Source organism: Amycolatopsis sp. DG1A-15b (assembly GCF_030285645.1).
Classification (GTDB): domain Bacteria; phylum Actinomycetota; class Actinomycetes; order Mycobacteriales; family Pseudonocardiaceae; genus Amycolatopsis.
Map to the genome: position 1 here is coordinate 8,982,582 of NZ_CP127296.1, position 24,177 is coordinate 9,006,758.

Below are 24,177 nucleotides of genomic sequence, written 5' to 3' on the forward strand. Positions count from 1 at the left end.
CCCTGCGTCTGCGCAGGTCGCTAACCTCGACTGGTCCGACAGCGCGGTCCGGTCGCGGACCACCTGCAGTGGCGTGTCGTCAGGAGACTGGAGTAGTGGACCTCTACGAGTACCAGGCGAGGGATCTCTTCGCCGCCCACGGAGTACCGGTTCTGCCGGGCTCGGTGGCTAGCACCCCCGAAGAAGCCAAGGCCGCCGCGGAGCAGATCGGTAACCAGGTCGTCGTCAAGGCGCAGGTGAAGGTCGGCGGCCGCGGCAAGGCGGGCGGCGTCAAGCTGGCCCAGACGCCGGACGAGGCGAAGGAGAAGGCGGAAGCCATCCTCGGCCTCGACATCAAGGGCCACATCACGCGTCGCGTGCTCGTGGCCGAAGCCTCGGACATCGCGTCCGAGTACTACTTCTCCTTCCTGCTGGACCGCGCGAACCGCACGTTCCTGGCGATGGCGTCCTCCGAGGGCGGCATGGAGATCGAGCAGCTCGCGGTCGAACGCCCCGACGCGCTCGCGAAGATCCCGGTCGACGCGATCGCCGGCGTGGACAAGGCGAAGGCGCTCGAGATCCTGAAGGGCGGCAACTTCCCGGCCGACATCATCGACGAGGCCGCCGACGTCGTGGTGAAGCTCTGGGAGACCTTCGTCTCCGAGGACGCCACCCTGGTCGAGGTCAACCCGCTGGTCCGTGACCCGCAGGACAAGATCATCGCCCTCGACGGCAAGGTCACCCTCGACGAGAACGCGGACTTCCGCCAGCCGGGCCACGAGGCCCTGGTGGACAAGGACGCGGAGAACCCGCTCGAGGCGAAGGCCAAGGCCAAGAACCTCAACTACGTCAAGCTCGACGGCCAGGTCGGCATCATCGGCAACGGCGCGGGTCTCGTGATGTCCACTTTGGACGTCGTGGCGTACGCGGGTGAGAAGCACGGCGGCGTGAAGCCGGCGAACTTCCTCGACATCGGCGGCGGCGCGTCGGCCGAGGTCATGGCGGCCGGGCTGGACGTCATCCTCAACGACACCGACGTGAAGAGCGTCTTCGTCAACGTCTTCGGCGGCATCACCGCCTGCGACGCGGTGGCGAACGGCATCGTCGAGGCCCTGAAGATCCTGGGCGACGAGGCCACCAAGCCGCTGGTCGTCCGCCTGGACGGCAACAACGTCGTCGAGGGTCGCCAGATCCTCGCGGACGCGAACCACCCGCTGGTCACCGTGGTGGACACAATGGACAACGCGGCCGACAAGGCTGCCGAGCTCGCCGCGGCAGGTGCGTGAGATGTCGATCTTCCTGAACGAGAACAGCAAGGTCATCGTCCAGGGGCTCACCGGCTCCGAGGGCATGAAGCACGCCACCAAGATGCTGAAGTCCGGCACGAACATCGTGGGCGGTGTCAACGCCCGCAAGGCCGGTCAGACCGTCACCATCGAGGGCAAGGACCTCAAGGTCTTCGGCACCGTCGAAGAGGCGATCAAGGAGACCGGCGCCGACGTGTCGGTCATCTTCGTGCCGCCGAAGTTCGCCAAGGACGCGGTCATCGAGGCGATCGACGCCGAGATCCCGCTCGCCGTGGTGATCACCGAGGGCATCCCGGTGCACGACTCGGCCTACTTCTGGGCCCACGCCGTCGCGAAGGGCAACACGACCCGGATCATCGGCCCGAACTGCCCCGGCGTGATCAGCCCGGGCAAGTCGAACGCCGGCATCATCCCGGCCGACATCACCGGCCCCGGCCACATCGGCCTCGTGTCGAAGTCCGGCACGCTGACCTACCAGATGATGTACGAGCTGCGGGACATCGGCTTCTCCACCGCGGTCGGCATCGGCGGTGACCCGATCATCGGCACCACGCACATCGACGCCCTCGAGGCGTTCGAGGCGGACCCCGAGACCAAGGTCATCGTGATGATCGGCGAGATCGGCGGCGACGCCGAAGAGCGCGCCGCGGCCTACATCAAGGAGAACGTTACGAAGCCGGTCGTCGGCTACGTCGCGGGCTTCACCGCGCCCGAGGGCAAGACCATGGGCCACGCGGGCGCCATCGTGTCGGGCTCCTCCGGCACGGCCGCCGCGAAGAAGGAGGCCCTCGAGGCCGCCGGCGTCAAGGTCGGCAAGACCCCGAGCGAGACCGCCGTCCTCGCGCGTGAGCTGTACAACAACCTCGGCTGAGGTTGACGCAGTAACTCCTGGTGAGGCCGGGCACCCAGTCGGGTGCCCGGCCTTACTTCGTTTCGGTATGAAACCGGGCGAGGTATTCACACGTCTGGTGGGCTGACGGCCTTCGAGTGCGCTAGCGTTCTGCGCACACAAGCCGCCTCGTCTTTCTTCCGGGCGCCCGCGCGCCCGGAGTGCCGGTCGAACCGACAGGAGTGCATCCGATGACCTTCCCCAGCGGTGGGCCCGGCTACCCCCAGCAGGGTGGCGGCCAGCAGCCCCCCGGACCGCCGTCCAGCGGCTTCCCGTCGCAGCAGCCGCCGCATTCGCACCAGGCGCCCTCCGGTGGGGCCGGCCTGCCGCAGAACCTGCCGCTGCTGCTCGCCCTGGTCGTCGCCGGCCTCGGCCTCGTGCAGTACTTCCTCGGCTTCTCCGACAACGGTGAAGTCGGCCTCGGCGGGACGTTCCTGCTCGGCGGTGGCCTGCTCGCCGCGATGCACGCGCTGCCCAAGGGCCCGAAGACGCTGCCGTTCGCGGCGCTGTTCAGCGTCCTCGGCGCACTCGAGGTCCTGGACACCCTCGTCGGGCTGCAGACCTCGCCCGGCATCGTCACCGTCATCCTGATCCTGGCGATCCTGCAGATGCTCGTCGCGGTCGGCGCGCTGCTGATCGCGCACGACGTCATCAAGCCGCCGTCGCCGAAGCCCGCCGCGCCGTCCTACGGCGGCCAGTACGGCCAGCCGGGCCAGCAGCAGTACGGCCAGTCCGGTCAAGCCGGTCAAGGGGGCCAGTCCGGTCAGCAGTTCGGCCAGCCGGGCCACGGGCCGGGGCCGGTCGCCCCGACCGGTGAGCCGTCGGCGCCGTTCTCGCAGCCGGGCCAGTACGGCTCGCCGAACCCGCCGTCGACCACGCCGCCGCCGGGCCAGCAGGCCACGACGTACGCCCCGATGCAGGGCCAGTTCTTCCAGCAGCAGCCGCCGGAGAACCCGGGCACGCCGCCCGGTGGCTTCGGCAAGTCGAACTGACACAGCTCCCCTTCGAACACCCGCTGTGACCCTCGGTGTCACAGCGGGTGTTTCGCGTCGGGGGAGACCCGACCGGGTGAGCTCCCGCTCCCGGCGGCGGCGTGGCTCACCCGGATGGACCAGCCCGGATGTCAGGGTGCGGATCATGGAGTTGCTCACCGACGACCCCCACCCGCCGGGTGAAGCGGTGGGCGAGCCCGGACCCGGCGCCGAACCCGCCCCGGGGTCCCGGCTCCGCGTGCTGCTCGCCGCCGCCCTCGGCCCGCTGGTCACCGGCTACGCCGCCGTCGCGACCGTGCTGGCCCTGGTCGCCCTCACCGCCGGCCGCACCGCCTTCTCCGGCACCGGCGTGCTGCTGGCCGCCGGGCCCGGCTGGCTCGCCGCGCACCAGGTGCGCCTCGGTATCGGCGGCCACCCGCTCGGGGTCCTGCCGCTGCTGCCGACGCTGGGGGTCGTCGCGCTCGCCGCGCGGACGGCGTCCGGCGCCGCGCGCCGCCTCGGCTGCCGGTCGTTCCGCGAAGCCCGGCCGGTGCTGATCACGATCACCGGCGCGCACGCGGTGTTCGGGCTGGTCGTCGCGCTCTGCGCGCAGGGCTCGCCGGTGACGGCCGACCCGGCGGTCGCCTTCGCCGTGCCGGGGCTGCTCGCCGCCGCGGCCGCGTGCGCGGGCATCACCCGGTCGTGCGGGCTGCCGGACGCCGTCGCCGACCGCATCGACCCGCTCGCGCTGCGCGGGTTGCGCGTGGGCGCGATGAGCCTGGCGATCCTGGTGGCCGGTGGCGCGGCCGTGTTCACCGTCGCGACCGGGCTGTCGTGGGCGACGGTGTCCGGTACCTACGAACCCGGGTTCGGCACCAGTTCCGGGCTCTTCCTGCTCTCGCTGCTGTACCTGCCGAACGCCGTGACGGCGGCGCTGTCCTTCGTCACCGGGCCCGGGTTCTCGATCGGGCCGCTCACCGTCGGCATGTTCGGCTACCGCGGCGGCGCCGTGCCCGCCGTCCCGCTGCTCGGCGGCCTGCCCGGGCACCACGCGGCCTGGTGGCCGGCGCTGCTGGTGCTGCCCGCGGCGGCCGGCGCGCTGGCCGGCTGGTCGCTGCGCAAGGCCGACGCCGATCCGGCGCAGCGCATCCGGGCGGTCGCGGTCGCCGGTGCCGTCGTCGCGCTCGGCTGCGTCGTGCTGGGCACGCTGGCCGGCGGGCGGCTCGGTGACGGCCCGTTCGACCCGGTGAGCGTCCCGGTCGGCGTCGCTTCGATCGTCGCGTTCTGCTGGATCGTCATCCCGGGTTCGTTCGTCGCGTTCTTCACGGGCGAGCACGAGCCGCCCGCTCCGCCGCCCGAAGCGCTCGAAGACAACGAGGCCTTCCAGGACGCCGACGACATCGACACGGAAGAAGCGTCCGAAGCCGTCGAGGAACTCGAGGCGGCTGAAGCCGCCGAAGAGTCCGAAGAGGACGAGGAGATTTCCGCCGAGGACGCGGAGTTCGAAGCCGAGGCCGACGCCGAGCTGGGCCTCGTAGAACCGGCCGAAGACGTCCCCGAAGCCGCTCCCGAACCGGGCGGCGCTGTGACCGGAGGCACCGAGACCTGCGGCGACGTCGAGCCGGACGAGGGCGACCGTTAGGGTTTACGTGACCTGGTGAAGCGCCGTGCGCCCGGCTGCGCACCGCCCGCGGCAAGGAGCCCGCTCTGTCTCAACGGTTGGACCTGCCCACTCCGGTGAAGCTCGTCGTGCTCGCGTCGGGTTCCGGCACCCTCCTGCAGGCGGTGCTGGACGCCACCGGGCGGTCCGGCTTCCCGGCCAAGGTCGTCGCCGTCGGCGCCGACCGCACCGGCATCGAGGCCCTCACCCGCGCCGAGCGCCTGAGCATCCCGTCGTTCAGCGTCCGCGTCGCCGAACACCCCGACCGCGCCGCGTGGGACAAGGCGCTGACCGAGGCCGTCGCGGCGTACCGGCCCGACCTGGTCGTCTCCGCCGGGTTCATGAAGATCCTCGGCGAGCAGTTCCTCGGCCGCTTCACGGTGATCAACACGCATCCGGCGCTGCTCCCGTCCTTCCCGGGGATGCACGCGGTCCGCGACGCACTGGAGGCCGGGGTCAAGGTCACCGGCTCGACCGTGCACTTCGCGGACGCCGGGGTCGACACCGGGCCGATCATCGCCCAGGAGGCGGTCGTCGTGGAGAGCGACGACGACGAAGACGTCCTGCACGAACGGATCAAGGCCGTCGAACGCAGGCTGCTGGTGGAAACGATCGAGCGACTCGGCCGCGGTGGCTGCACCGTGGACGGACGAAAGGTGACATTTCGTGAGCACTGACCTGGGACGGCGCCCGGTCCGCCGGGCGCTGATCGGCGTCTCGGACAAGGCGGGCCTCCTGGACCTCGCGACCGGCCTGCACGCGGCCGGCGTCGAGATCGTCTCCACCGGCGGCACGGCGAAGGCCATCGCCGACGCCGGGGTCCCGGTCACGCCGGTCGAGCAGGTCACCGGTTTCCCGGAGTCGCTGGACGGCCGCGTCAAGACGCTGCACCCGCACGTGCACGCCGGGCTGCTGGCCGACCAGGGCAACCCCGACCACGTCGAGCAGCTGCGCAAGCTGGACATCGCGGCGTTCGACCTGCTCGTGGTGAACCTGTACCCGTTCGCGCAGACCGTCGCCTCCGGTGCGAGCCCCGAGGACTGCGTCGAGAACATCGACATCGGCGGCCCCGCCATGGTCCGCGCGGCGGCGAAGAACCACGGCAGCGTCGCGGTCGTCGTCGACCCGGCCCGCTACGGCTGGGTGCTCGAGCGCGTCGCCGGCGGCGGCTTCGAGTTCGAAGACCGCAAGCGCCTCGCCGCCCAGGCGTACGCGCACACGGCGGCGTACGACACGGCTGTCGCGTCGTGGTTCGCCAGCGCGTACGCCCCCGACGCGGACACTGCCGACGCCGGCTTCCCGGACTTCCTCGGCGCCACCTGGGAACGCGCCGACGTCCTGCGCTACGGCGAGAACCCGCACCAGAAGGCCGCGCTGTACAAGAGCGAGCGTCCCGGCCTGGCGCACGCCGAGCAGCTGCACGGCAAGGCCATGTCCTACAACAACTACGTCGACACCGACGCCGCACGCCGCGCCGCGTACGACTTCGCCGAGCCCGCCGTCGCGATCATCAAACACGCCAACCCGTGCGGTCTCGCGATCGGCGTCGACGTCGCCGAAGCGCACCGCAAGGCGCACGCCTGCGACCCGGTTTCGGCCTACGGCGGCGTCATCGCGACGAACCGGCCGGTCAGCCGCGAGGCCGCCGAGCAGATCGCCGAGGTCTTCACCGAGGTCGTGCTGGCCCCGGACTTCGACGCCGAGGCGCTGGAAATCCTGCAGCGCAAGAAGAACATCCGGCTGCTGAAGCTGCCGGCCGCCCCGGCGTCGCCGATCGAGTTCCGCCCGATCTCCGGTGGCGTCCTGCTGCAGACCGCCGACGCGATCGACGCTTCCGGCGACGACCCCGCCAACTGGAAGCTGGCCACCGGCGCCCCGGCCGACGAGCAGACCCTGCGCGACCTCGAGTTCGCGTGGCGCTCGCTGCGCGCGGTCAAGTCGAACGCGATCCTGCTGGCCACCGGCGGGGCGACCGTCGGCGTCGGCATGGGCCAGGTCAACCGGGTCGACTCGTCGCGACTCGCGGTCTCGCGGGCGGGCGACCGGGCCAAGGGCGCGGTCGGCGCGTCGGACGCGTTCTTCCCGTTCCCGGACGGCCTGGAGGTGCTGACCGAGGCGGGCGTGCGCGCGATCGTGCAGCCCGGCGGCTCGGTCCACGACCCCGAGGTCATCGCGGCCGCGGAAAAGGCGGGCGTCACCATGTACCTGACGGGAACGCGCCACTTCGCGCACTAACCGCTTTCGGGGGCTCCGGGGCGAAGCCCCGGATGTCACGACCCGCGCTTCGAGAGGGAGGGCTCGATGCAGCAACCGCCGCCGTACGGCCAAGGTCAGCAGGGGTACCCGGGCTACCCGCAACAGCAGTCCGGGTACCCGCCGCACCAGGGCTATCCCCAGCAGCCCGGATATCCGCCGCAGCAGGGTTATCCGCCGCAGCCGGGCTACCCGCAGCAGCCGGGGTATCCGCCCGGGTACCCGCCCGCCGGGTACGGCGCGCCGGTGCCGCCGCCGAAGAAGAAGCGGACCGGGCTGATCCTCGGCATCATCGGCGGCGTCGTGGTGCTGCTCGGCGCGGGCATTCCGCTGGGCATCTTCGCGGGCGACTACTTCGCGAGCACCGGCGCGGCACCGTCGTCGTCGCCGGTGCCCGCCGAGTGCCAGGTCCCGGCGCCGGTGCTGGAGAAGGCGGGTTTCCCGAGCTTCGTCCTGGGCGGCCAGGGCACCCAGGACCTCCCGGGCATCAAGCAGCAGGGCTGCAGCTGGAAGCCGGGGCCGGACGAGAACGTCCGCGACGCCACCATGCACGTCCAGATCACGCGGTACTCCGGGGAGAGCGCGCGCGAGCAGGCGAACGACATGTTCACGCCGAAGGCACCGGCGCTCCCACCGACGGACGTGCGCGGCATCGGCGACAAGGCGGTGCTGGTCCGGCTCGCCACCGACAGCGCGTTCAGCGGGTCCGAACTGCACGTCCTGAAGGGCACGACCGTCGTCATCCTCGAGGTGTCCGGCTGGGACAAGGGGTTCTTCTCGAACTCGCCGATGCCGCAGGACGAGACCGACGTCGCCGTGCAGGCGGTCGGCGCGGAGATCGTCAAGAAGCTGCCGCGCTAGGCGGGCGCGGGCAGCGCCCTGCAGAGCGCGGCCGGGAACTTCGGCTCGGCCGCCAGGATCTCCGCGCAGCCGGCGGACCGGGCCTGCGCGAACGACGTCCACCCCGCGTCGCTCCAGCGGAAAGCCGTGCGGGACGGCGGCTCGGACTGGTGGTGCGGGAGGTCGAGGACCAGCCAGCCCGGCACGCACGCGCGCGTCGTGCCCGGGCCGACGGCACCGGCGGCGGACGCCGCGGCACCGATCCACGCCGGATCGCAGTGGTCGGCGGGCGGGGCGCAGGTGCCCTGGCGGTCGCAGTGGCCCCAGCCCGCGCCCAGCTTGTGCCAGGCGTTGCCGGCGTCGGCGTTGAGGATGACCGTCCGGTCGGCGATCGGGTCCGTCGTCGTCAGCCGCAGTTCCGCGGGCACCTTGTCCTGGCAGCCGCCCGCCGCGGGGCGGGTCGAGTAGACGACGTCCGCGCGGATGTCGGTCTTCGCCTCCACGACCTGTTCGATCCGCGGCTCCTGGACGCAGCCGGGGTCCTTGCCGGGTAGGTCGACCTGCACGACGAGGCTGTGGTCGTCCGAACCGGGGCGGATCCCGGTGACGTCGGCGCGGAACGAGCGCCACTGGGCACCGATGGTCGTCGGCGCAGTGGCCGCGGCCGTGGCGCCCGGAACCCCGCAGCCGGCGGCGACCGCTCCCGCCGCGAAGAGGGCGCAGGCGAGTGCCACGATCGGCCGTCTCCGCGGTTCGGTCATCGCCACTCCCAAAGTCCACCGGGAAATCTAGCCGACGCCGTAGCGTCAGGCGGCCGGACCGGGTTTTTCGCGCAGCGTGACGTCCTTCTCCAGATAGACCGCCCCGGCGATGTGGCCGTCGGGCGCCGGCGCGTCGGTGAGCCGGTAGCCGGCCCGCTGGTACAGCGCGATGTTGCGGGTGCTGCGCGCGCCGGTGAAGAGGGCGAACCGGCGGGCTTCCACGGGCGCCTGCGCTTCGGCGTGGGCGAGCAGCCGCCGGCCCAGTCCGCGCCCGGCGAAGTCCGGGGCGACCATCAGCCTGCCGAGTTCCCAGCGGTCCCCGTCCAGGCGGGCGCGCACGGCGCCGATCAGCCGGTAGTCCTGCCGCAGCACCCACACCGACCACGTTTTCGTCCAGTCGCGGACGTCTTCGAGGGTCTCGTGCAGGGCGGGGATGTCGAGGGTGTCGTTGAGGACGGCCTCCTGCACCCAGCAGCAGCGCTGGAGGACCAGCAGTTCGGGGCAGTCTTCGGGGCGGGCGTCGGTGAGCTCCACGCCGCCTGTCTAGCGACCGGCGCCGGAGCGGGCAACTTCATTACCGTGGCGGGGTGAACCTGCGCCACGCCCTCGACGCCCCGGGATTCGCCCCGCTGCCGCCCCGGGCGCGGACCTTGCTGGAAACCCTGGCCGCGCCGCCCCGGCTGGGCGCGCACCTGCGGGTGGTGCACGACGTCGCGGTCGCGCTGACGGGGTGGGTGGGGCCGCGGGTGGACGTCCCGGCGGTGCTGTTCGGTGCGGCCACGCACGACATCGGGAAGATCCTGCACCCCGCGGAGCTGTCCGGTCCCGGATCGGCGCACGAACCCGCCGGGTACTCGTTGCTGCTTTCGCACGGGGTCGAGGAGTCTTTGGCGCGCTTCGCGCGGACGCACGGTTCTTGGGACGCGCCGGACGTCACCTTCGAAGACCTGCTCGTCAGCTTGGCGGACAAGGTGTGGAAGGGAAAGCGGGTGCCGGAGCTGGAGCAGCGGGTCGCCGAGCGGCTCGGCGGGGCGCTCGATGGGTCGCTCGGCGGGTCGCCGTGGGAGACGTTCCTGGCGCTCGACGACGAGCTCGAGCGGATCGCTTCCGGCGCCGACGCGCGCCTGGACTTCCAGGCCGCATACCCCACTAGTGGGTGACTTGACACCTCGGGTGGTTCGCGGTTGACTGGTCTTAGTCGAACAGGCGTTCGACGTGGAACCGCCGCCTTCCCCGCGGCGAACCAGTGCTGTCGGTCGCGTTTTGGGAGAGGCTCGACCGCCGGCCCTAGTCCGTGGTGGGGAGGTGCGTGCGGTGACCGCTGTGGTGGAGCCGCCGGTGGCCCGGCTGGCGGCCTTGCCCGGGGTCAGCACGGCGAGCCGGGTGGCGGCCCAGGCCGAGCGGGCCAGGGCGACGGGAAGGGTGCTCCCGGTCGTCCCGGCGCTGGCCGGGCTGCTGCCCGACACCGGGCTCCGGCGCGGGAGCACGGTGGCGGTCCACGGGGGCACATCGCTGCTGCTCGCCCTCCTCGCCGCGGCGACGACCGCGGGTTCCTGGGCGGCGGTGGCGGGCATGCCATCCCTGGGGATCGCGGCGGCGGCCGAGTACGGGGTCGACGTCACCCGCCTGGCGCTGGTCCCGCGTCCGGGAGCGGAGCTCCCGGCGGTGATCGCGGCGTTGCTGGACGGCGTCGACCTGGTGGCGGTCCACTCGGAGACGGTCCAGCCGGCCGTGGCGCGACGGCTGTCGGCCCGAGCGCGTCACCGAGGTGCGGTGCTGCTGTCGTCCGGGGCTTGGCCCGGAGCGGACGTGGAGCTGTCGTGCCGCCGTGAGCCCTGGTCGGGCCCATCACTCGGGTACGGCCACCTCGAGTCGCGCCGGGTACGGGTCCGAGCCCACGGCCGCGGCGCGGCGGCCCGCCCGGTCACGGCGGATCTCCACCTCCCGGCAGCCAACGGCGAGGTCACCCAGGCGCTCGCCGCGCCCTCGCTCCGCGAGGCCACAGCATGACCCCCGCCCGGCCTCCCCACCTACGCCAACCCCTCACCCAGGCGAGTCGACCCTCCAGCCACGCATGTCGACCCTCCAGTCACGCGAGTCGCACCTTCAGCCACGCGTGTCGACCCTCCAGTCACGCGAGTCGCGCCTTCAGCCACGCGTGTCGACCCTCCAGTCACGCGAGTCGCGCCTTCAGCCACGCGAGTCGACCCTCTAATCACGCGAGTCGACCCTCCAATCACGTGAACCGACCCTCCAGTCACGCGAGCCGACCCTCTCGGTGCGTGGGCCGACCCTCCAGCAATGCGAGCCAACCGCCCGGGCACGCGGGCCGACCCTCCACGCACGCGAGCCGAGCACCCCAGCACCCCCATCCGCGTCGGGGTGGCGGTCGGGTTCGGGAGGCCAAGTGACCGTCCCGTCCCCACGCAGCGCGCCCGACGCCCCCGTCCGCATGCTCGTCCTGTGGTGTCCGGACTGGCCCGCCGTCGCCGCTGCGGCCGTGGGCGGGGTTGATGCCGCCCTGCCCGTTGGCGTCTTCAGCGCCAACCGGGTTGTTGCCTGCAACGCCGTTGCCCGGCGGAGTGGCGTCCGGCGGGGGATGCGGCGGCGGGATGCCCAGTCGAACTGTCCGGAACTCGCCGTCTTCGCCGCCGACGACGGGCGGGACGCGCGGCTGTTCGAAGCCGTCGCGCGGGCCGTCGAAGGGCTCGTTGTCGGGGTTGAGGTCGTGCGGCCGGGGCTCGTCGCCGTTCCCGTCGACGGGGCCGCCGGCTACTTCGGCGGGGAACACGCGCTCGTCGAACGGCTTCTCGACGAGGTCGCCGCCGCGGCCGGGGTCGAGTGTCAGGTCGGTGTCGCCGAGGGGCTGTTCGCCGCGACGCTCGCCGCGCGGTGCGGTGAACTCGTCGCGGCCGGGCGGGTTGCCGAATTCCTCGCCCCGCTTCCGGTCACCGAACTCGACCAGCCCGGTGCCGACCGCGCGGAGCTGGTCGATCTGCTGCGCCGCCTCGGGCTGAAGACGCTCGGCGCGTTCGCCGCCCTGCCGGAACGCGACGTCGCCAACCGCTTCGGTGCGGCCGGGCTGCTCGCCCACCGGCTGGCGCGCGGCCGTTCCGAACGGCCGCCGCTGCGCCGCCGCCCGCCGCCTGAACTGGCCCTGGCCGAGGAGTTCGACCCCGTTGTCGAGCGGGTCGACGTCGCGGCGTTCCTCGCCAAGGGGCTTGCGACGCGGTTCTGCGCGGCCCTCGCCGGGCACGGCCTCGCCTGCACGCGGCTCGGCATCTACGCGGTCACCGAAGAAGGCGAACACCTCGGACGGGCGTGGCGGTGCGCCGAACCGCTGACGCCCGCCGGCGTCGCCGATCGCGTGCGCTGGCAGTTCGAGGGCTGGCTGCGCGCCGCGCCCGGGCAGCGTCCGACGTCCGGTGTCGTGCGGCTGCGGCTGGAACCCGAGGAGGTCGTCGAAGGGCGGTCGCTGCAGCTCGACCTGTGGCGCAACGGCGGTACCGACGAGGACGACGAGCGCGCCGCCCGCGCGTTCGTCCGGGTCCAGGGCCTGCTCGGGCCCGAAGGCGTGCTCACCCCGGTGCTCGACGGCGGCCGCGACCCCGCGGGCCGCGTCCGGCTGGTGCCCTGGGGCGACCCGCGCGAGCGGACGACGCCGCCGGCCGCGACCTGGCCGGGACGGCTGCCGTCGCCGTCCCCGGCGACGGTCCTCGACCGGCCGGTCCCGGCACAGGTCTTCGACGACGGCGGCCGGGCCGTCGGCATCACGGCCCGCGACCAGGTCACGGCACCCCCGCGACGCCTCACCATCGCGGGCGGCGCGGGCCGGGAGGTCGTGGGCTGGGCGGGCCCGTGGCCCCTGACGGGCGACCGCCGCCGGCCGGGCCCCCGGCGGGCGCGGCTGCAGCTGGTGCTGGCCGGCGAAGGGGACGAGCCGCCCGAGGCGGTGCTGGTGCACTGCGCAGGCACGGAAAATCCACTGTGGACGGTCGAGGGAGTGTACGACTGAGCATGGACGAGGACTACGCACGAAAGCTGCGCAACTGGCTGCGAGCCGAGCCCGGGCCCACGCCGAGCGGGACACCGGAGGAGCGCGAGTGGCTGCGCGAGATCCCCGAGCCCGCCACGGACGAGCGGGCGGACACGCCCGACCGGTGGACGGTCCGCGGGCAGCTCCCGGAGACGCCCCCGGACGACGACGAGTGGGTCTGCCCGGTGATCGCGCTCCCGGTCCCGCGCGCGTCGCGGGAGAACGGGTGCCGCATCAGCGGAATCGAGATCCGCTGGAGCCCGCCCGCGAGGGTGGACGGCCGTGCGGAGGCGCGGGATGTGAGCCGCGTGGGCGAGGCGGAGGGGAGCCATCCCACGAACGCGGTCCGCCGTGCGGAGCCACCGGATGTGAGCCGCATGAGTGACGCGGAGGTGCGCAGCCGCTGGAACCATCCCACGAACGCGGTCCGTCGCGCGGAGCCACCGAATGTAAGCCGCGTGGGTGAGGCCGAGGGGAGCCGTCCCACGAACGCGGTCCGCCGTGCGGAGCCACCGGATGCAAGCCGCATGAGTGATGCCGAGGCGCGCAGCCGCTGGAACCATCCCACGAACGCGGATCGCCGCGCCGAGGCGCCGGCGAGCCCCATGACCGAAGCCGAGGCCCGATCCCGCTGGAACCACCCCACCAACTGGCACCGTCGGCGCCGGGCGGACGAGGACCAGCGGCGCGAGCAGCCCGGGAGTCACTGAATGGGCTGGAACAACCCACCCGTCCGCTGGAAGGACCTCGCCCGCACCCTCGCCGGCGGGGGGCCGCCGGGCGACCACGGTGACAGCCCCGCCTGGGGCCGGCACCGCGAGGGCTACCAAAGACCCGGCGACCTTCCCGCCCGGCGCAACGACGATGGCGCCGAAACCGTCCGCGTTCCCTACGCCGAACTGCACTGCCACTCCAACTTCAGCTTTCTCGATGGCGCCAGCCACCCCGAAGAACTCGTCGAAGAGGCCGCACGGCTCGAACTCGACGCCATCGCCCTCACCGACCACGACGGCATGTACGGCGTCGTGCGCTTTGCCGAGGCCGCGCGGGAACTCGGCGTCGACACCGTGTTCGGCACCGAGCTCAGCTTCGGCCTGCGCAGCCCGCAGAACGGCGTTCCCGATCCGGAAGGCGAGCACCTCCTCCTGCTCGCCCGCGGCGACCAGGGCTACCGGGCCCTCTGCCGGGCCATCACCGCCGGCCAGATCCACCACCAGGCCGAAAAGGGACGGCCCAGCTACGACCTCGGCGCGGTCGCCGAGGAGGTCGCCGGGCAGTGCGTGGTGCTGACGGGCTGCCGCAAGGGGGCGGTGCGCTCGGCCCTCGTCGCGCACGGCCCGGCGGCCGCCGCGGAGCAGCTGAAAATCCTCGTCGACCGCTTCGGGCGCGACAACGTCTACGTCGAGCTCACCGACCACCGCCAGCCTTTGGACAGCACCCACAACGACCTCCTGACGCAGCTCGCCGGCGAACTGGGCCTGCCGACCGTGGCCACCACCGCCGCCCACTACGCGCGGCCCGAACGTGCTCCGCTCGCCGATGCTCTCGCCGCGATCCGGGCCCGGCGGGGGATCGACGAACTCGAGGGCTGGCTGCCCGCCGCCGGGACGGCCTTCCTCCGCAGCGGCGCCGAAATGGACGTCCTGTTCCGGCGGTACCCCGGCGCCGTCCGGCGCAGTGCCCTGCTCGGCATGGAATGCGCGTTCCCGCTGAAGCTGATCGCCCCCGAGCTGCCGCCCTTCGACGTCCCCGACGGCTACACCGAAACGACCTACCTCCGGGAACTGACGAAAACCGGCGCCGAAGGGCGGTTCAAGGGCAAGCCACACGAAGAACGGGCGAAGGAACAGATCAAGCACGAGCTCGCCATCATCGAAGAGCTCGGCTTCCCCGGCTACTTCCTCATCGTCTGGGACATCGTCCGGTTCTGCCGGGAGAACGACATCCTGTGCCAGGGACGGGGCTCGGCCGCGAATTCGGCGGTCTGCTACGCCCTCGGCATCACCAAGGTCGACTCCGTCGCCTACGAACTGCTCTTCGAGCGCTTCCTCGCCCCGGACCGGGACGGCTACCCCGACATCGACCTCGACATCGAGTCCGACCGCCGCGAGGAAGCCATCCAGTACGTCTTCCGGAAACACGGCCGGCTGCGGACCGCCCAGGTCGCGAACGTGATCACCTACCGCGCCCGGTCCGCCGTCCGCGACGCCGCCAGGGCACTGGGCTACTCGCCGGGCCAGCAGGACGCCTGGAGCAAGCAGATCGACCGCTGGGGCTCGTTGCAGAACACCGAAAAGGACCACGACCACGACATCCCGGACGAGGTCCTGCAGCTCGCCTTCGCCCTGGAGGACTTCCCGCGGCACCTGGGCATCCACTCCGGCGGCATGGTCATGTGCGCCGAGCCGGTGAGCCAGGTCGTCCCGGTCGAGTGGGCGCGGATGGCCGACCGCAGCGTGATCCAGTGGGAGAAGGAGGACTGCGCCGCCGCCGGGCTGGTCAAGTTCGACCTGCTCGGTCTCGGCATGCTGTCCGCGCTGCACTACATGATCGATCTCGTCGGCGAGTACAAGAACGAAAAGATCGACCTGGCCGAGCTCGACCTCGCCGACGAGAAGATCTACGACATGCTGTGCCGCGCCGACGCGATCGGCGTCTTCCAGGTGGAGAGCCGCGCGCAGCTGGCGACGCTGCCGCGGCTGCAGCCCCGCGAGTTCTACGACCTCGCCGTCGAAGTCGCCCTGATCCGGCCGGGCCCGATCCAGGGCGGCTCAGTGCACCCGTACATCCGCCGCAAGCAGGGCCGCGAGGAGTGGACCTACGACCACCCGCTGCTGGAGAAGGCGCTGCACAAGACCAAGGGCGTGCCGCTGTTCCAGGAGCAGATGATGCAGATCGCGCTGGACGTCGCGAACTTCACCGCGGCGGAGGCCGACCAGCTGCGGCACGCGATGGGGTCGAAGCGGTCGGACCGGAAGATGGACCTGCTGCGGCAGCGGTTCCTCGAGGGCGCCGCCGCGAACGGGGTCGCTGACGAGCTCGCGCAGAAGATCTTCCTGAAGCTCAAGGCGTTCGCGAACTTCGGCTTCCCGGAAAGCCACGCGCTGAGCTTCGCGCACCTGGTCTTTTCCAGCGCCTACTTCAAGTTCTACCACCCGGACGCGTTCCTGGCGGGCCTGCTGCGCGCGCAGCCGATGGGGTTCTACTCACCGCAGTCGCTGGTCGCCGACGCGCGGCGCCACGGCGTCACCGTGCACGGCCCGGACATCAACCGGAGCTTGCCGCACGCCACCCTGGAGGCGGGCACGGGAAAGTTCCACGACGTGCGCACCGGGCTGAGCACCGTGCGCAAGATCGGGGAAGAGCTCGCGAAGCGGATCGTGGCCGAGCGCGCGGAGAACGGCGAATACCGCGACATGGCCGATGTCGCCCGCCGCGTGCGGCTGACCACGCCGCAGATCGAGGCGCTGGCCACGGCCGGTGCGTTCGCCGGGTTCGGCGGGGATCGCCGTCAGGCGCTGTGGACCGCGGGCGCCGTCGCCGGCGAACGCCCGGAGCGGCTGCCCGGCCTGGTCGGCGCGCGGGCGCCGGTGCTGCCGGGGATGGACGGGCTCGACGTCGCGGCGGCGGACGTCTGGGCCACCGGGGTGTCGCCGGACAGCTACCCGACCGAGTTCATCCGCGACCGCCTCGACGAGCTCGGCGTCGTGCCGGCGAGCGGGCTGGCGGACCTCGACGACGGCGCGCGCGTGCTGATCGGCGGCGCGGTCACACACCGGCAGCGCCCCGCGACCGCGGGCGGCGTCACCTTCCTCAACATCGAGGACGAAACGGGGATGGTCAACGTGATCTGCACGCTCGGGCTCTGGCAGCGCTACCACCGCGTCGCGCGCAGCAGCCCGGCGCTGCTGATCCGCGGGGTGCTCGAGAAGGCCGACGGCGTGGTCAGCGTCCTCGCCCACCGCGTCGAACCGCTGCCGATGCGCATCAAGGCGAAGTCGCGGGACTTCCGGTGAGGGGGCGCCGGACGATCGTGACGATTTCCGGGCTGGTGTCCGACACCGGTGAACGGTCCCAGTAGCCGTACTGCTCGTCGACGACCAGCCCGGCTTCTTCGACGAACCCGTTCAGCGAGGGAACGTCGAGGAAGCGCAACGTGCTCTCGCTGTGGCGCGGCGCGTCCCAGTCCGGGCTTTCGTACGTCGTCCTGAAGCTGACGTACCCGTTTTCGAACGGCCCGGCGTCGTTCCACGAGCGGACCTCACCGGCTTCCCAGACGTTCTCGGGCGTCCAGCGCTCCCAGCCCCGGGCGGCCGGGTTGCGCGTGTCGAAGCCGAACCGGCCGCCGGGGCGCAGCGCGCGGAAAACGGCCGAGAACGCCGTGCGCAGCTCGTCGTCGGTCAGCAGGACCTGGAACGCGTGCCCGGTCATCACCGCGAAATCGAACTCGCCGTCCCAAGACGCGGTCGACAAATCGCCGTGCACCCACTCGATGTCGTCCCGGCGGCGCGCCTGGGCGAGCATGCCCTCGGCGGGGTCGAGCCCGGCGAGCCGTCCTTCGTGGCCGGACTCGCGTGCCCAGTGCAGCAGCGAACCGGTGCCGCACCCGACGTCGAGGACGGACTCGGCGGCCATGATCAGTGTAATGAGCCGAGCGGTCAGGAACCGACCTATTTCCGCCTTAGGTTCGAAGCGACGAACCGAGGAGGAAACATGGTCAACCCCGTTCCCGACGGCTACACGACGGTGACCCCGTGGATCATCGGCCGCGACACCGCCGGTCTGCTCGATTTCCTGAAGAGTGCCTTCGACGCCGAGGAACTCGGCCGGGTCGTCGGCGAGGACGGGAAGATCGGGCACGCGGAAGCGCGCATCGGCGACGCGGTCGTGATGGCGTTCGACTCTCCGGACGGCTGGGCCGCCACCCCGGCCTTCCTGCGGCTCTACGTGCCGGACAGCGAGGAAACCCAGTGGCGCGCGATCGAAGCGGGCGCCACCGAGGTCACCCGGCAGACGGTGCTGTTCTTCGGCGACCGCGTGGGCCGCGTGCGCGACCCCTTCGGCAACCTGTGGTGGCTCCAGACGCGGCTGGAAAACCTCGACGAAGCCGAGATGGCACGCCGCGCGCAGCTGCCCGAGTACGTCGCGGCGATGAACTACGTCCAGGGTGGGAGGGGCTAGCCGGCGGTGTGGCACCCTGGGGCCGTGCTGGAGACGGGGGAGGACTACCGCGAAGCGGTGTTGTCCGGGCAGTGGTGGGAAAAGCGGCGGTTCACCGGTTGTGACTTCACCGGTGCGGACCTGAGCGGGCTGCGGACGCGCGGCTGCACCTTCGACGACTGCGCCTTCAGCCGGGCCGACCTGTCGCGCTCCCGGCATGACGCCTCGGCGTTCCGCTCGTGCACCTTCGACCGGACGGTGCTCGCCGAAAGCCGCTGGACGGCGTGCTCGCTGCTCGGCACGTCGTTCACCGACTGCGGGTTCGGCGGAATCGCGCTCACCGAGTGCGACCTCTCCCTCACATCGCTGGCGAAGGCCCGGCTGCGCAAGCTCGGGCTGTCGGGCCTGCGGCTGCGGGAAGCCAACCTCACGGAAGCCGATCTCACCGGCGCCGACCTGCGCCGCAGCGACCTGACCGGCGCCCGGCTGCAGGGCGCTAAGCTCGAGGGCGCCGATCTGCGCGGTGCGCGGCTCGACGCGAATGCCCTGGTCCAAGCCGATCTGCGGGGCGCGGAGGTCGACGTCGAAACGGCGATCGCCTTCGCCGCCGCGCACGGGCTCGTCATCCGCTGAAACCACGAAGGCCCCGGCAGCGCGCTGCCGGGGCCTTCGCAAAGCACTCAATCGATCGGGGGTTCGCCCGGGTCGAGCTCGATCAGGTCGCCCTCGGCCAGGAGTTCTTCGATCGACGCCGGCAGCAGGTACGCCGACCCGCCGCCCGGCTGGTTGAACCACGGGATCGCGACGCCGGCCAGCGCCTCCAGCGGCCGTTGCACCCGGTAGACGTGGTACGGGCGGTTGATCCACTCCGGCACCAGCGACCGCTCGGCGAACGGCGTGCCCGCCGCGTACGTCAGGTTGCCGTTCGGGCCGCCGAAGCGGTCCAGCTCGCTGCCGGCAGGCAGTTCGCGCAGCTCCTTGCCGCGGAACAGCGTCAGCGGCGGCTCACCGGCCAGCGGGCCGATCGGCCACTGCTGCTGGCCTCCGCTCCCCCCACCGTTGACGGCCGGGCGGGCCGGCTCGTCCCGGCGCGGCAGCGCGGGCGCGCCTGCCGGAGGAGGCGGTGGCACCGGCAGGACACCCTGCGGCATCGGGGCCAGGACCGTCGGCGCCGACGGCGGTTCGCGCCGGGGCGGTGCGGGCGCTGCGGGCGGCGGACCGGCCTGCTGGGCCATCGGCGGCGGCCCGGCCGGGACCGGCGCCGGCTGGCGCGGCGGGGCCGGCGGCTCGTCGTCCTCGAGGTCGCCGAAGAGTTCGTCGGCGCTGGTGAACGCGGTCTGCTCCTGCGGCGGCACCGGCTTGCGGACCGGGTACGAGCCGGTCGCGACCTCGGGCGAGAGCGTCGCGACGACCCGCTGCGGGGCGGCCGGTTCCGGCTCGGGTTCCGGTTCCGGCGCGGGCGGCTCCTCGGGGGGCAGGTGGCCCTCCGGGTTGAGCAGCAGCTTGCCGAGCATGAACGCGGCCGCGTCCTCGGCGTCGCCGAACACCGCGGGGTTGCTGAGCTTGCCGTCGTACCAGCCGACGCGCCAGCCGTCATCGACCTCTTCGACGCTCCAGCCGTGCTCGGCGGGTTCGCCCAGCTTGTAGCCACTTTCGGGGACGTCGAGCTCGTCGAGCTTGGCCTGCAGGCCGGCGAGCACCGGGTGGTCCGGAGTTTCGCGGCGCAGCGCCCGGCGGCCCGGACGCGGGGGAGCGGGCGGCTCGGCCTGGGCGGCGGGCTGGGGTGCCGGCGGCTCCGGCACCGGCAGCACGCCGGGCACCTCGGGCTGGGTGATCATGGTCGGCGGCCCGGGGTCGAACGCGGCCTGCTCTCGCCGGGGCGGCTGGAACGAGGGCTCACCGTCCGGCCGGCCGGGCTGGCCCGGGGGCTGGAAGGCGTGCTCGTCCTCGTGCCGCGGCGGCTGGAAGGCGGCGTGCGACGGCTCGTCGTCGCGCTGCGGCGGCCGGCCGGTTTGGAAGGCGTGCGACGGCTCGTCGTCGCGCTGCGGCGGCCGGTCGGCTTGGAAGGCGTGCGAGGGCTCGTCGTCCTGGTGCGGCGGCAGGCCGGCCTGGAAGGCGTGCGAAAGCTCGTCGTCGTGCCGCGGCGATTGGCCCGATGAGAAGTCGGGTTCGTCCTCGTGGCCCGGGGGCTGGAAGGCGGCGTGCGACGGCTCGTCGTCCTGCTGCGGCCGGCCCGTGTCGAACGCGTGCCCCGCCTCGTCGTCCGGCCCGGGCGGACCGGAGTCGAACGCCGCGTGCGCCGGCTCGTCCTCCCGGTGGTCCGCCGGTTCCTCGTCGTGCCGGGCCTGACCCGGCTCGAACGCCTGCTCGGCCGGGAAGGCGTGCTCGTCTTCCCGCGGGGGCTGGAAGGCGGCGTGCTCGTCGTCGCGCCGCGGGAAGGGCTCGCCGTCCCGCGGCGGCTGCTGTTCCTGCCCGATCGGCTGGTCGGGGACGTATTCCGCGGTCTCTTCCAGGTCGGGTACCCGGCCCGCTTCCGGCGACGAGCCGTTCGCCCCGGCCGCGTGCTCGGGCTGCTGCGCGTACTCCTCGTCGCCGTACTGGTGGTCCTCTTCGGCGAAGCGGTCTTCGAACTCCTGCTCGTCGAAGCCCTCTTCGGCGTATTCGTGCTCTTCGGCCGGCGCCTCCGGTTCGGCCGGCGCGTGCACCGAGAGCGGTGCTTCCACCGGCGCGGGCGGTTCCTGGGGCTGCTGCTGCGCGACGGGCGGGGGCGCGACGGGCGGCGGGCCCGCGGGCGCCTGCTGCTGCGGGGGGCTCTGGGGCGGCAGCCCCTGCGGGGGCGGTCCCTGGGGCGGCGGCCCGGCCGGGCGCTGCTGCTGCGGTGGCGGCTGGTTGCCCCGGGTGAGGTACGCGGCGGCGGCCTGCAGCGTCGGCTCGTCCACCGGCGGCAGCGCGAAGCCGACCGCGCGGACGTGCTCGACCAGGTCCGGTTCGGGCGAAACGCCGTACTTGTGGAGGTAGAAGTTGACGGCGGCGGGCCAGATCCACTGGCCGTCGCTGTGGAAGGCGACCGGGACGGTCGCTTCCGGCGTCGCGGCCAGCCGGTCGATGTCGTAGCCGCGCTCGGGCACCACGAGCGGGGCGTGCTCGAGGTACTCCAGCAGCCGGTCCTGCTCGTCGACCTCGAGGTCGGGCCGGTTGATCACCGGCCGGCCGGCCGGGCCGACGGTGTCGAAGATCCGGGCGATCCGGAAGTGCGGCCCCGGCTGCTCCGGGCCGAGCCCGGACATCCGCCGGATCAGCCATTCGGGGACGTTCTCCTCGGTGCGCGGGAACATCCGCAGCTCGTCGGAGTAGGCCTGCGGCGGCGGCGCGAGGTTCCACACCGGTTCGTCGCGGTTGTACTCGAGGTTGTAGCTGGACGGGTGGTCGAGCTGGTAGCGCGCGTTGAACCACGTTCCGCGTCCGTCGCGGTACATGCCACCGCGGAGCCTGCCGAACAGGGTCGCGATGTCGTGGGTGGCGAGCCACTCGTGCACCGTGCCGTCCTCGGTGACGATCTCGCCGGTCAGCTCGTGGTACCTGCCGACCGCTCGGTACTCCGCGGTGACCTTGCGCCAGTCGCGCGGGGCGGCACGGAGCAGGGCAAGTCCGATCTGCTTGACCAGGGTGTCCTGCTCGGTCGCGTTCAGCTGCGTCGTCGGTTGTGCCACCCGCACATTTTGACTGCTCGCGCGCGTGAGTGCACCCCGCATGTGGGTTTTGCCGCCCGGCGACCCGGTGGCACCGGGCCTGACCTCGGGTGATGCGACGTGCGGTACATCACAGCTTGATCGCGGTGATCGTCGCGAGTGGACCGTGTGGGGTAGCGATCACTCTACGGGCTGCGACCACCCGCGCCTGGAAGCGACGCGCGGGGGCCGCTTTGCCAGAATGGGGCCCGTGACGGCGAAGATTCTCGACGGCAAGGCCACCAAGAACGCCATTTTCGCGGAGCTCGAGCCCCGCGTCGCGGCCCTCGCCGCGAAGGGGGTGACGCCCGGCCTCGGCACCGTCCTGGTCGGCGACGACCCGGGGTCGCACTCGTACGTGCGGATGAAGCACGCCGACAGCGGCAAGATCGGGATCAACTCGATCCGCCGCGATCTGCCGGCCGACATCACCCAGGAGAAGCTCGAAGCCGTCATCGACGAGCTGAACGCCGACCCGGCCTGCCACGGCTACATCGTGCAGCTGCCGCTGCCGAAGCACCTCGACGCGAACCGCGTGCTCGAGCGGATCGACCCGGAGAAGGACGCCGACGGCCTCGCGCCGGTCAGCCTCGGCCGGCTCGTGCTGGGCCAGCGGGGCGCGCTGCCGTGCACGCCGTACGGGATCATCGAGCTGCTCAAGCGGCACGGCGTCGAGCTGAACGGCGCGCGGGTCACCGTGGTCGGCCGCGGCATCACCGTCGGCCGCACGCTGGGCCTGCTGCTGACCCGCCGCAGCGAAAACGCCACCGTGACCCTGTGCCACACCGGCACCCGCGACCTCGCCGCCGAGGTCCGCCGCGCCGACGTCGTGGTCGCCGCGGCCGGGGTGCCGGGGATCATCACGCCGGACATGGTGGCGCCGGGCGCCGCGGTGCTCGACGTCGGCGTGTCCCACGTGGACGGCAAGCTCACCGGCGATGTTCACCCGGACGTGGCCGAGGTGGCCGGCTGGATTTCGCCCAACCCGGGCGGAGTCGGCCCGATGACGCGGGCGATGCTCGTCAGCAACGTCGTCGAGGCGGCGGAACGCTCGGTTCAAGGCTGATGACCATGACCGAAGACCGGCGGGACATCGGCGACCGCCGGAGCGGGCGAGGCCGGTTCAGCCAGCTGCCGTTCGCGGTGGTGCTGCTGGTGGTGGCCGTCGCGGCGCTGCGGATCTTCCAGTACCACTGGCGGGAGGGCACGGCGCTGATCGGCGCCGCGCTCCTCCTCGCCGCGGTGTTGCGGGTGGCGCTGCCGACGGCCAGGGCGGGCCTCCTGGCGATCCGGGGCAAGCTCGTCGACGTCGTGACGTTCACGTGCTTGGCGGTGGCGGTGCTGTACGTCGCCCTGACGATCATCGGCGGCCCGCTCGGCTCCTCTTAGGACGCCAGGGCGAGTTCCCGCCGTTCGGCGCGGGCTTCCCGGCGGTCCAACGTGCCCGAAACGATCGCCAGCGTGAGCCCGAAGACCGCGAGCAGCGCGCCGACCCAGTTGGGGGCGACCAGGCCGAGGCCGCCGGCGATCACCAGGCCGCCGAGGTAGGCGCCGATCGAGTTGGCGATGTTGAACGCGGACTGGACGGCGGCCGACACCAGGGACGGAGTGCCGCCCGCCTTTTCCATGATCCGCGCCTGCATCATCGGGCCGATCATGAACCCGGCGACGCCGACGAAGAAGATCGTGATCGCCGCGCCGACCTTGCCCTGCGCGGTGATGGTGAAGATGCCCAGCACCGACGCCAGCGCCAGCAGGGCGATGTACAGGCTCGGCATCAGCGCGCGGTCGGCCAGCCGGCCGCCGAGCAGGTTGCCGATCGTCATGCCGACCCCGGCCAGCGACAGCAGCAGGGTGACGTTCGACGGCGAGTAGCCGGCGACGTCGGTCAGCATCGGCGTGATGTACGACAGGCAGGCGAACACGCCGCCCAGCCCGAACGTGACGATCGCCAGCGCCAGGTGCACCTGCGGGCGCTTGAAGGCGCTGATTTCGTTCTTGAGCGACGCATCGGCGGTGGGCTTGCCCTGGTGCGGGACGAGCTTCGCGATGGCGGCGATCGCGGCCAGCCCGATCACGGCGACGACGCCGAAGGTGGCGCGCCAGCCGACCTGTTGGCCGAGCAGCGTGCCCAGCGGCACGCCGATGACGTTCGCCAGGGTCAGGCCGAGGAACATCAGCGACACGGCCTTGGCGCGCTCGCCATGGCCGACGAGGCTGGAGGCGACCACGGCCCCGGCGCCGAAGAACGCGCCGTGGGGCAGGCCGGCCAGGAACCGGAACGCGATGCCGAACTCCTGGTTCGGGGACAGCGCGAAGAGGGCGTTGCCCACCGTGAACAGGCCCATCATGGCCAGCAGCATGGTCTTGCGCGGCAGCCGGACGGCGACCGCGGTGAGCAGGGGGGCGCCGACGACGACGCCGAGGGCGTAAGCGGAGATGAGGTGGCCGGCGGTCGGGATGTCGACGCCGAAGTCGGCGGCCGCCTGGGGCAGCACGCCCATCATGACGAACTCGGTGGTCCCGATGCCGAAAGCTCCGATGGCGAGCGCGAGCAGCGCGACGGGCACGGCACTCCTTCCAGGGTGGGTAA

At 72.4% G+C, this 24,177-nt stretch carries 21 protein-coding genes; 16 read left to right on the forward strand and 5 right to left on the reverse strand.

Features of this window, described 5'->3' with window-relative positions:
- The first annotated feature begins 95 nt into the window (after positions 1-95).
- The 7 genes from sucC (at position 96) to QRY02_RS41710 (ending at position 7,920) form a co-directional block, all read left to right on the forward strand.
- On the forward strand, positions 96-1,265 hold the full coding sequence (sucC, locus tag QRY02_RS41680; protein ID WP_285988188.1) for an ADP-forming succinate--CoA ligase subunit beta: 1,170 nt from the start codon (positions 96-98) through the stop codon (positions 1,263-1,265).
- A 1-nt stretch (position 1,266) separates the two neighbouring features.
- On the forward strand, positions 1,267-2,157 hold the full coding sequence (gene sucD / locus QRY02_RS41685; RefSeq protein ID WP_285988189.1) for a succinate--CoA ligase subunit alpha: 891 nt from the start codon (positions 1,267-1,269) through the stop codon (positions 2,155-2,157).
- Positions 2,158-2,366: 209 nt separating this feature from the next.
- Positions 2,367-3,167 carry a DUF5336 domain-containing protein gene (locus QRY02_RS41690; protein ID WP_285988190.1) on the forward strand — a complete coding sequence of 267 codons (801 nt, stop codon included), beginning with the start codon at positions 2,367-2,369 and terminating at the stop codon, positions 3,165-3,167.
- A gap of 136 nt (positions 3,168-3,303) precedes the next feature.
- Positions 3,304-4,788, forward strand: coding sequence for a cell division protein PerM (locus QRY02_RS41695; protein ID WP_285988191.1), 1,485 nt, complete (start codon positions 3,304-3,306; stop codon positions 4,786-4,788).
- Between the two features lie 77 nt (positions 4,789-4,865).
- Positions 4,866-5,483, forward strand: a complete 618-nt coding sequence (purN, locus tag QRY02_RS41700) for a phosphoribosylglycinamide formyltransferase (RefSeq protein WP_285988192.1) — start codon at positions 4,866-4,868, stop codon at positions 5,481-5,483.
- Complete coding sequence (gene purH, locus QRY02_RS41705; RefSeq protein WP_285988193.1) at positions 5,473-7,041, forward strand: bifunctional phosphoribosylaminoimidazolecarboxamide formyltransferase/IMP cyclohydrolase; 1,569 nt, start codon at positions 5,473-5,475, stop codon at positions 7,039-7,041. Before purN ends, purH begins: the two co-directional genes overlap by 11 nt.
- A 66-nt stretch (positions 7,042-7,107) precedes the next feature.
- Positions 7,108-7,920 (forward strand): hypothetical protein, encoded by an 813-nt coding sequence (locus QRY02_RS41710; RefSeq protein ID WP_285988194.1) that lies wholly within the window; start codon positions 7,108-7,110, stop codon positions 7,918-7,920.
- On the opposite strand, the gene QRY02_RS41715 is transcribed toward QRY02_RS41710, so the two are convergent.
- Both QRY02_RS41715 and QRY02_RS41720 read right to left on the reverse strand, forming a co-directional pair.
- Entirely contained in the window at positions 7,917-8,660 is a 744-nt protein-coding gene (locus tag QRY02_RS41715; RefSeq protein WP_285988195.1) for a hypothetical protein, read from the reverse strand. The genes QRY02_RS41710 and QRY02_RS41715 overlap by 4 nt on opposite strands.
- A gap of 45 nt (positions 8,661-8,705) precedes the next feature.
- Positions 8,706-9,194, reverse strand: a complete 489-nt coding sequence (locus QRY02_RS41720) for a GNAT family N-acetyltransferase (protein ID WP_285988196.1) — start codon at positions 9,192-9,194, stop codon at positions 8,706-8,708.
- Between the two features lie 53 nt (positions 9,195-9,247).
- Here QRY02_RS41720 and QRY02_RS41725 point away from each other — a divergent pair, with 53 nt between their 5' ends.
- From QRY02_RS41725 to QRY02_RS41745, 5 genes are all read left to right on the forward strand, one after another.
- The gene (locus QRY02_RS41725) at positions 9,248-9,820 is read left to right on the forward strand and encodes an HD domain-containing protein (RefSeq protein WP_285988197.1); all 573 of its coding nucleotides are present in this window, start codon (positions 9,248-9,250) and stop codon (positions 9,818-9,820) included.
- Between the two features lie 154 nt (positions 9,821-9,974).
- Positions 9,975-10,670 (forward strand): DnaE2-dependent mutagenesis accessory factor ImuA', encoded by a 696-nt coding sequence (gene imuA', locus QRY02_RS41730; RefSeq protein WP_285988198.1) that lies wholly within the window; start codon positions 9,975-9,977, stop codon positions 10,668-10,670.
- 442 nt (positions 10,671-11,112) lie between these two features.
- Positions 11,113-12,675, forward strand: a complete 1,563-nt coding sequence (locus QRY02_RS41735) for a DNA polymerase Y family protein (RefSeq protein WP_285994074.1) — start codon at positions 11,113-11,115, stop codon at positions 12,673-12,675.
- Positions 12,676-12,677: 2 nt separating this feature from the next.
- A complete protein-coding gene (locus QRY02_RS41740; RefSeq protein ID WP_285988199.1) occupies positions 12,678-13,406 on the forward strand; it encodes a hypothetical protein in 729 nt (242 codons plus the stop codon).
- On the forward strand, positions 13,407-16,712 hold the full coding sequence (locus QRY02_RS41745) for an error-prone DNA polymerase (RefSeq protein ID WP_285988200.1): 3,306 nt from the start codon (positions 13,407-13,409) through the stop codon (positions 16,710-16,712). It abuts the gene before it with no gap.
- On the opposite strand, the gene QRY02_RS41750 is transcribed toward QRY02_RS41745, so the two are convergent.
- Entirely contained in the window at positions 16,684-17,370 is a 687-nt protein-coding gene (locus QRY02_RS41750; RefSeq protein WP_502874300.1) for a class I SAM-dependent methyltransferase, read from the reverse strand. The genes QRY02_RS41745 and QRY02_RS41750 overlap by 29 nt on opposite strands.
- A 39-nt stretch (positions 17,371-17,409) precedes the next feature.
- Between QRY02_RS41750 and QRY02_RS41755 the strand changes: the two genes are divergently transcribed.
- The gene (locus QRY02_RS41755) at positions 17,410-17,877 is read left to right on the forward strand and encodes a VOC family protein (RefSeq protein WP_285988201.1); all 468 of its coding nucleotides are present in this window, start codon (positions 17,410-17,412) and stop codon (positions 17,875-17,877) included.
- A gap of 24 nt (positions 17,878-17,901) precedes the next feature.
- Positions 17,902-18,489, forward strand: coding sequence for a pentapeptide repeat-containing protein (locus tag QRY02_RS41760; protein WP_285988202.1), 588 nt, complete (start codon positions 17,902-17,904; stop codon positions 18,487-18,489).
- A 47-nt stretch (positions 18,490-18,536) separates the two neighbouring features.
- On the opposite strand, the gene QRY02_RS41765 is transcribed toward QRY02_RS41760, so the two are convergent.
- Positions 18,537-21,572, reverse strand: a complete 3,036-nt coding sequence (locus QRY02_RS41765; protein ID WP_285988203.1) for a glycohydrolase toxin TNT-related protein — start codon at positions 21,570-21,572, stop codon at positions 18,537-18,539.
- Positions 21,573-21,795: 223 nt separating this feature from the next.
- Here QRY02_RS41765 and QRY02_RS41770 point away from each other — a divergent pair, with 223 nt between their 5' ends.
- Both QRY02_RS41770 and QRY02_RS41775 read left to right on the forward strand, forming a co-directional pair.
- Positions 21,796-22,650: a bifunctional methylenetetrahydrofolate dehydrogenase/methenyltetrahydrofolate cyclohydrolase gene (locus tag QRY02_RS41770; RefSeq protein WP_285988204.1), complete on the forward strand. Its 855-nt coding sequence runs from the start codon at positions 21,796-21,798 to the stop codon at positions 22,648-22,650.
- Positions 22,650-22,973 carry a DUF3017 domain-containing protein gene (locus QRY02_RS41775; protein WP_285988205.1) on the forward strand — a complete coding sequence of 108 codons (324 nt, stop codon included), beginning with the start codon at positions 22,650-22,652 and terminating at the stop codon, positions 22,971-22,973. Before QRY02_RS41770 ends, QRY02_RS41775 begins: the two co-directional genes overlap by 1 nt.
- Here QRY02_RS41775 and QRY02_RS41780 read toward each other — a convergent pair.
- Positions 22,970-24,154 carry an MFS transporter gene (locus tag QRY02_RS41780; protein ID WP_285988206.1) on the reverse strand — a complete coding sequence of 395 codons (1,185 nt, stop codon included), beginning with the start codon at positions 24,152-24,154 and terminating at the stop codon, positions 22,970-22,972. The two genes, QRY02_RS41775 and QRY02_RS41780, sit on opposite strands and share 4 nt — an antisense overlap.
- Between the last annotated feature and the right edge of the window lie 23 nt (positions 24,155-24,177).

Coding starts and splice junctions, on each gene's coding strand:
- QRY02_RS41710 (WP_285988194.1), top strand. CDS start 7,108: ATGCAGCAACCGCCGCCGTACGGCCAAGGTCAGCAGGGGTACCCGGGC.
- sucD (WP_285988189.1), top strand. CDS start 1,267: ATGTCGATCTTCCTGAACGAGAACAGCAAGGTCATCGTCCAGGGGCTC.
- QRY02_RS41745 (WP_285988200.1), top strand. CDS start 13,407: ATGGGCTGGAACAACCCACCCGTCCGCTGGAAGGACCTCGCCCGCACC.
- QRY02_RS41690 (WP_285988190.1), top strand. CDS start 2,367: ATGACCTTCCCCAGCGGTGGGCCCGGCTACCCCCAGCAGGGTGGCGGC.
- QRY02_RS41755 (WP_285988201.1), top strand. CDS start 17,410: ATGGTCAACCCCGTTCCCGACGGCTACACGACGGTGACCCCGTGGATC.
- QRY02_RS41775 (WP_285988205.1), top strand. CDS start 22,650: ATGACCATGACCGAAGACCGGCGGGACATCGGCGACCGCCGGAGCGGG.
- QRY02_RS41715 (WP_285988195.1), bottom strand. CDS start 8,660: ATGACCGAACCGCGGAGACGGCCGATCGTGGCACTCGCCTGCGCCCTC.
- QRY02_RS41735 (WP_285994074.1), top strand. CDS start 11,113: ATGCTCGTCCTGTGGTGTCCGGACTGGCCCGCCGTCGCCGCTGCGGCC.
- QRY02_RS41740 (WP_285988199.1), top strand. CDS start 12,678: ATGGACGAGGACTACGCACGAAAGCTGCGCAACTGGCTGCGAGCCGAG.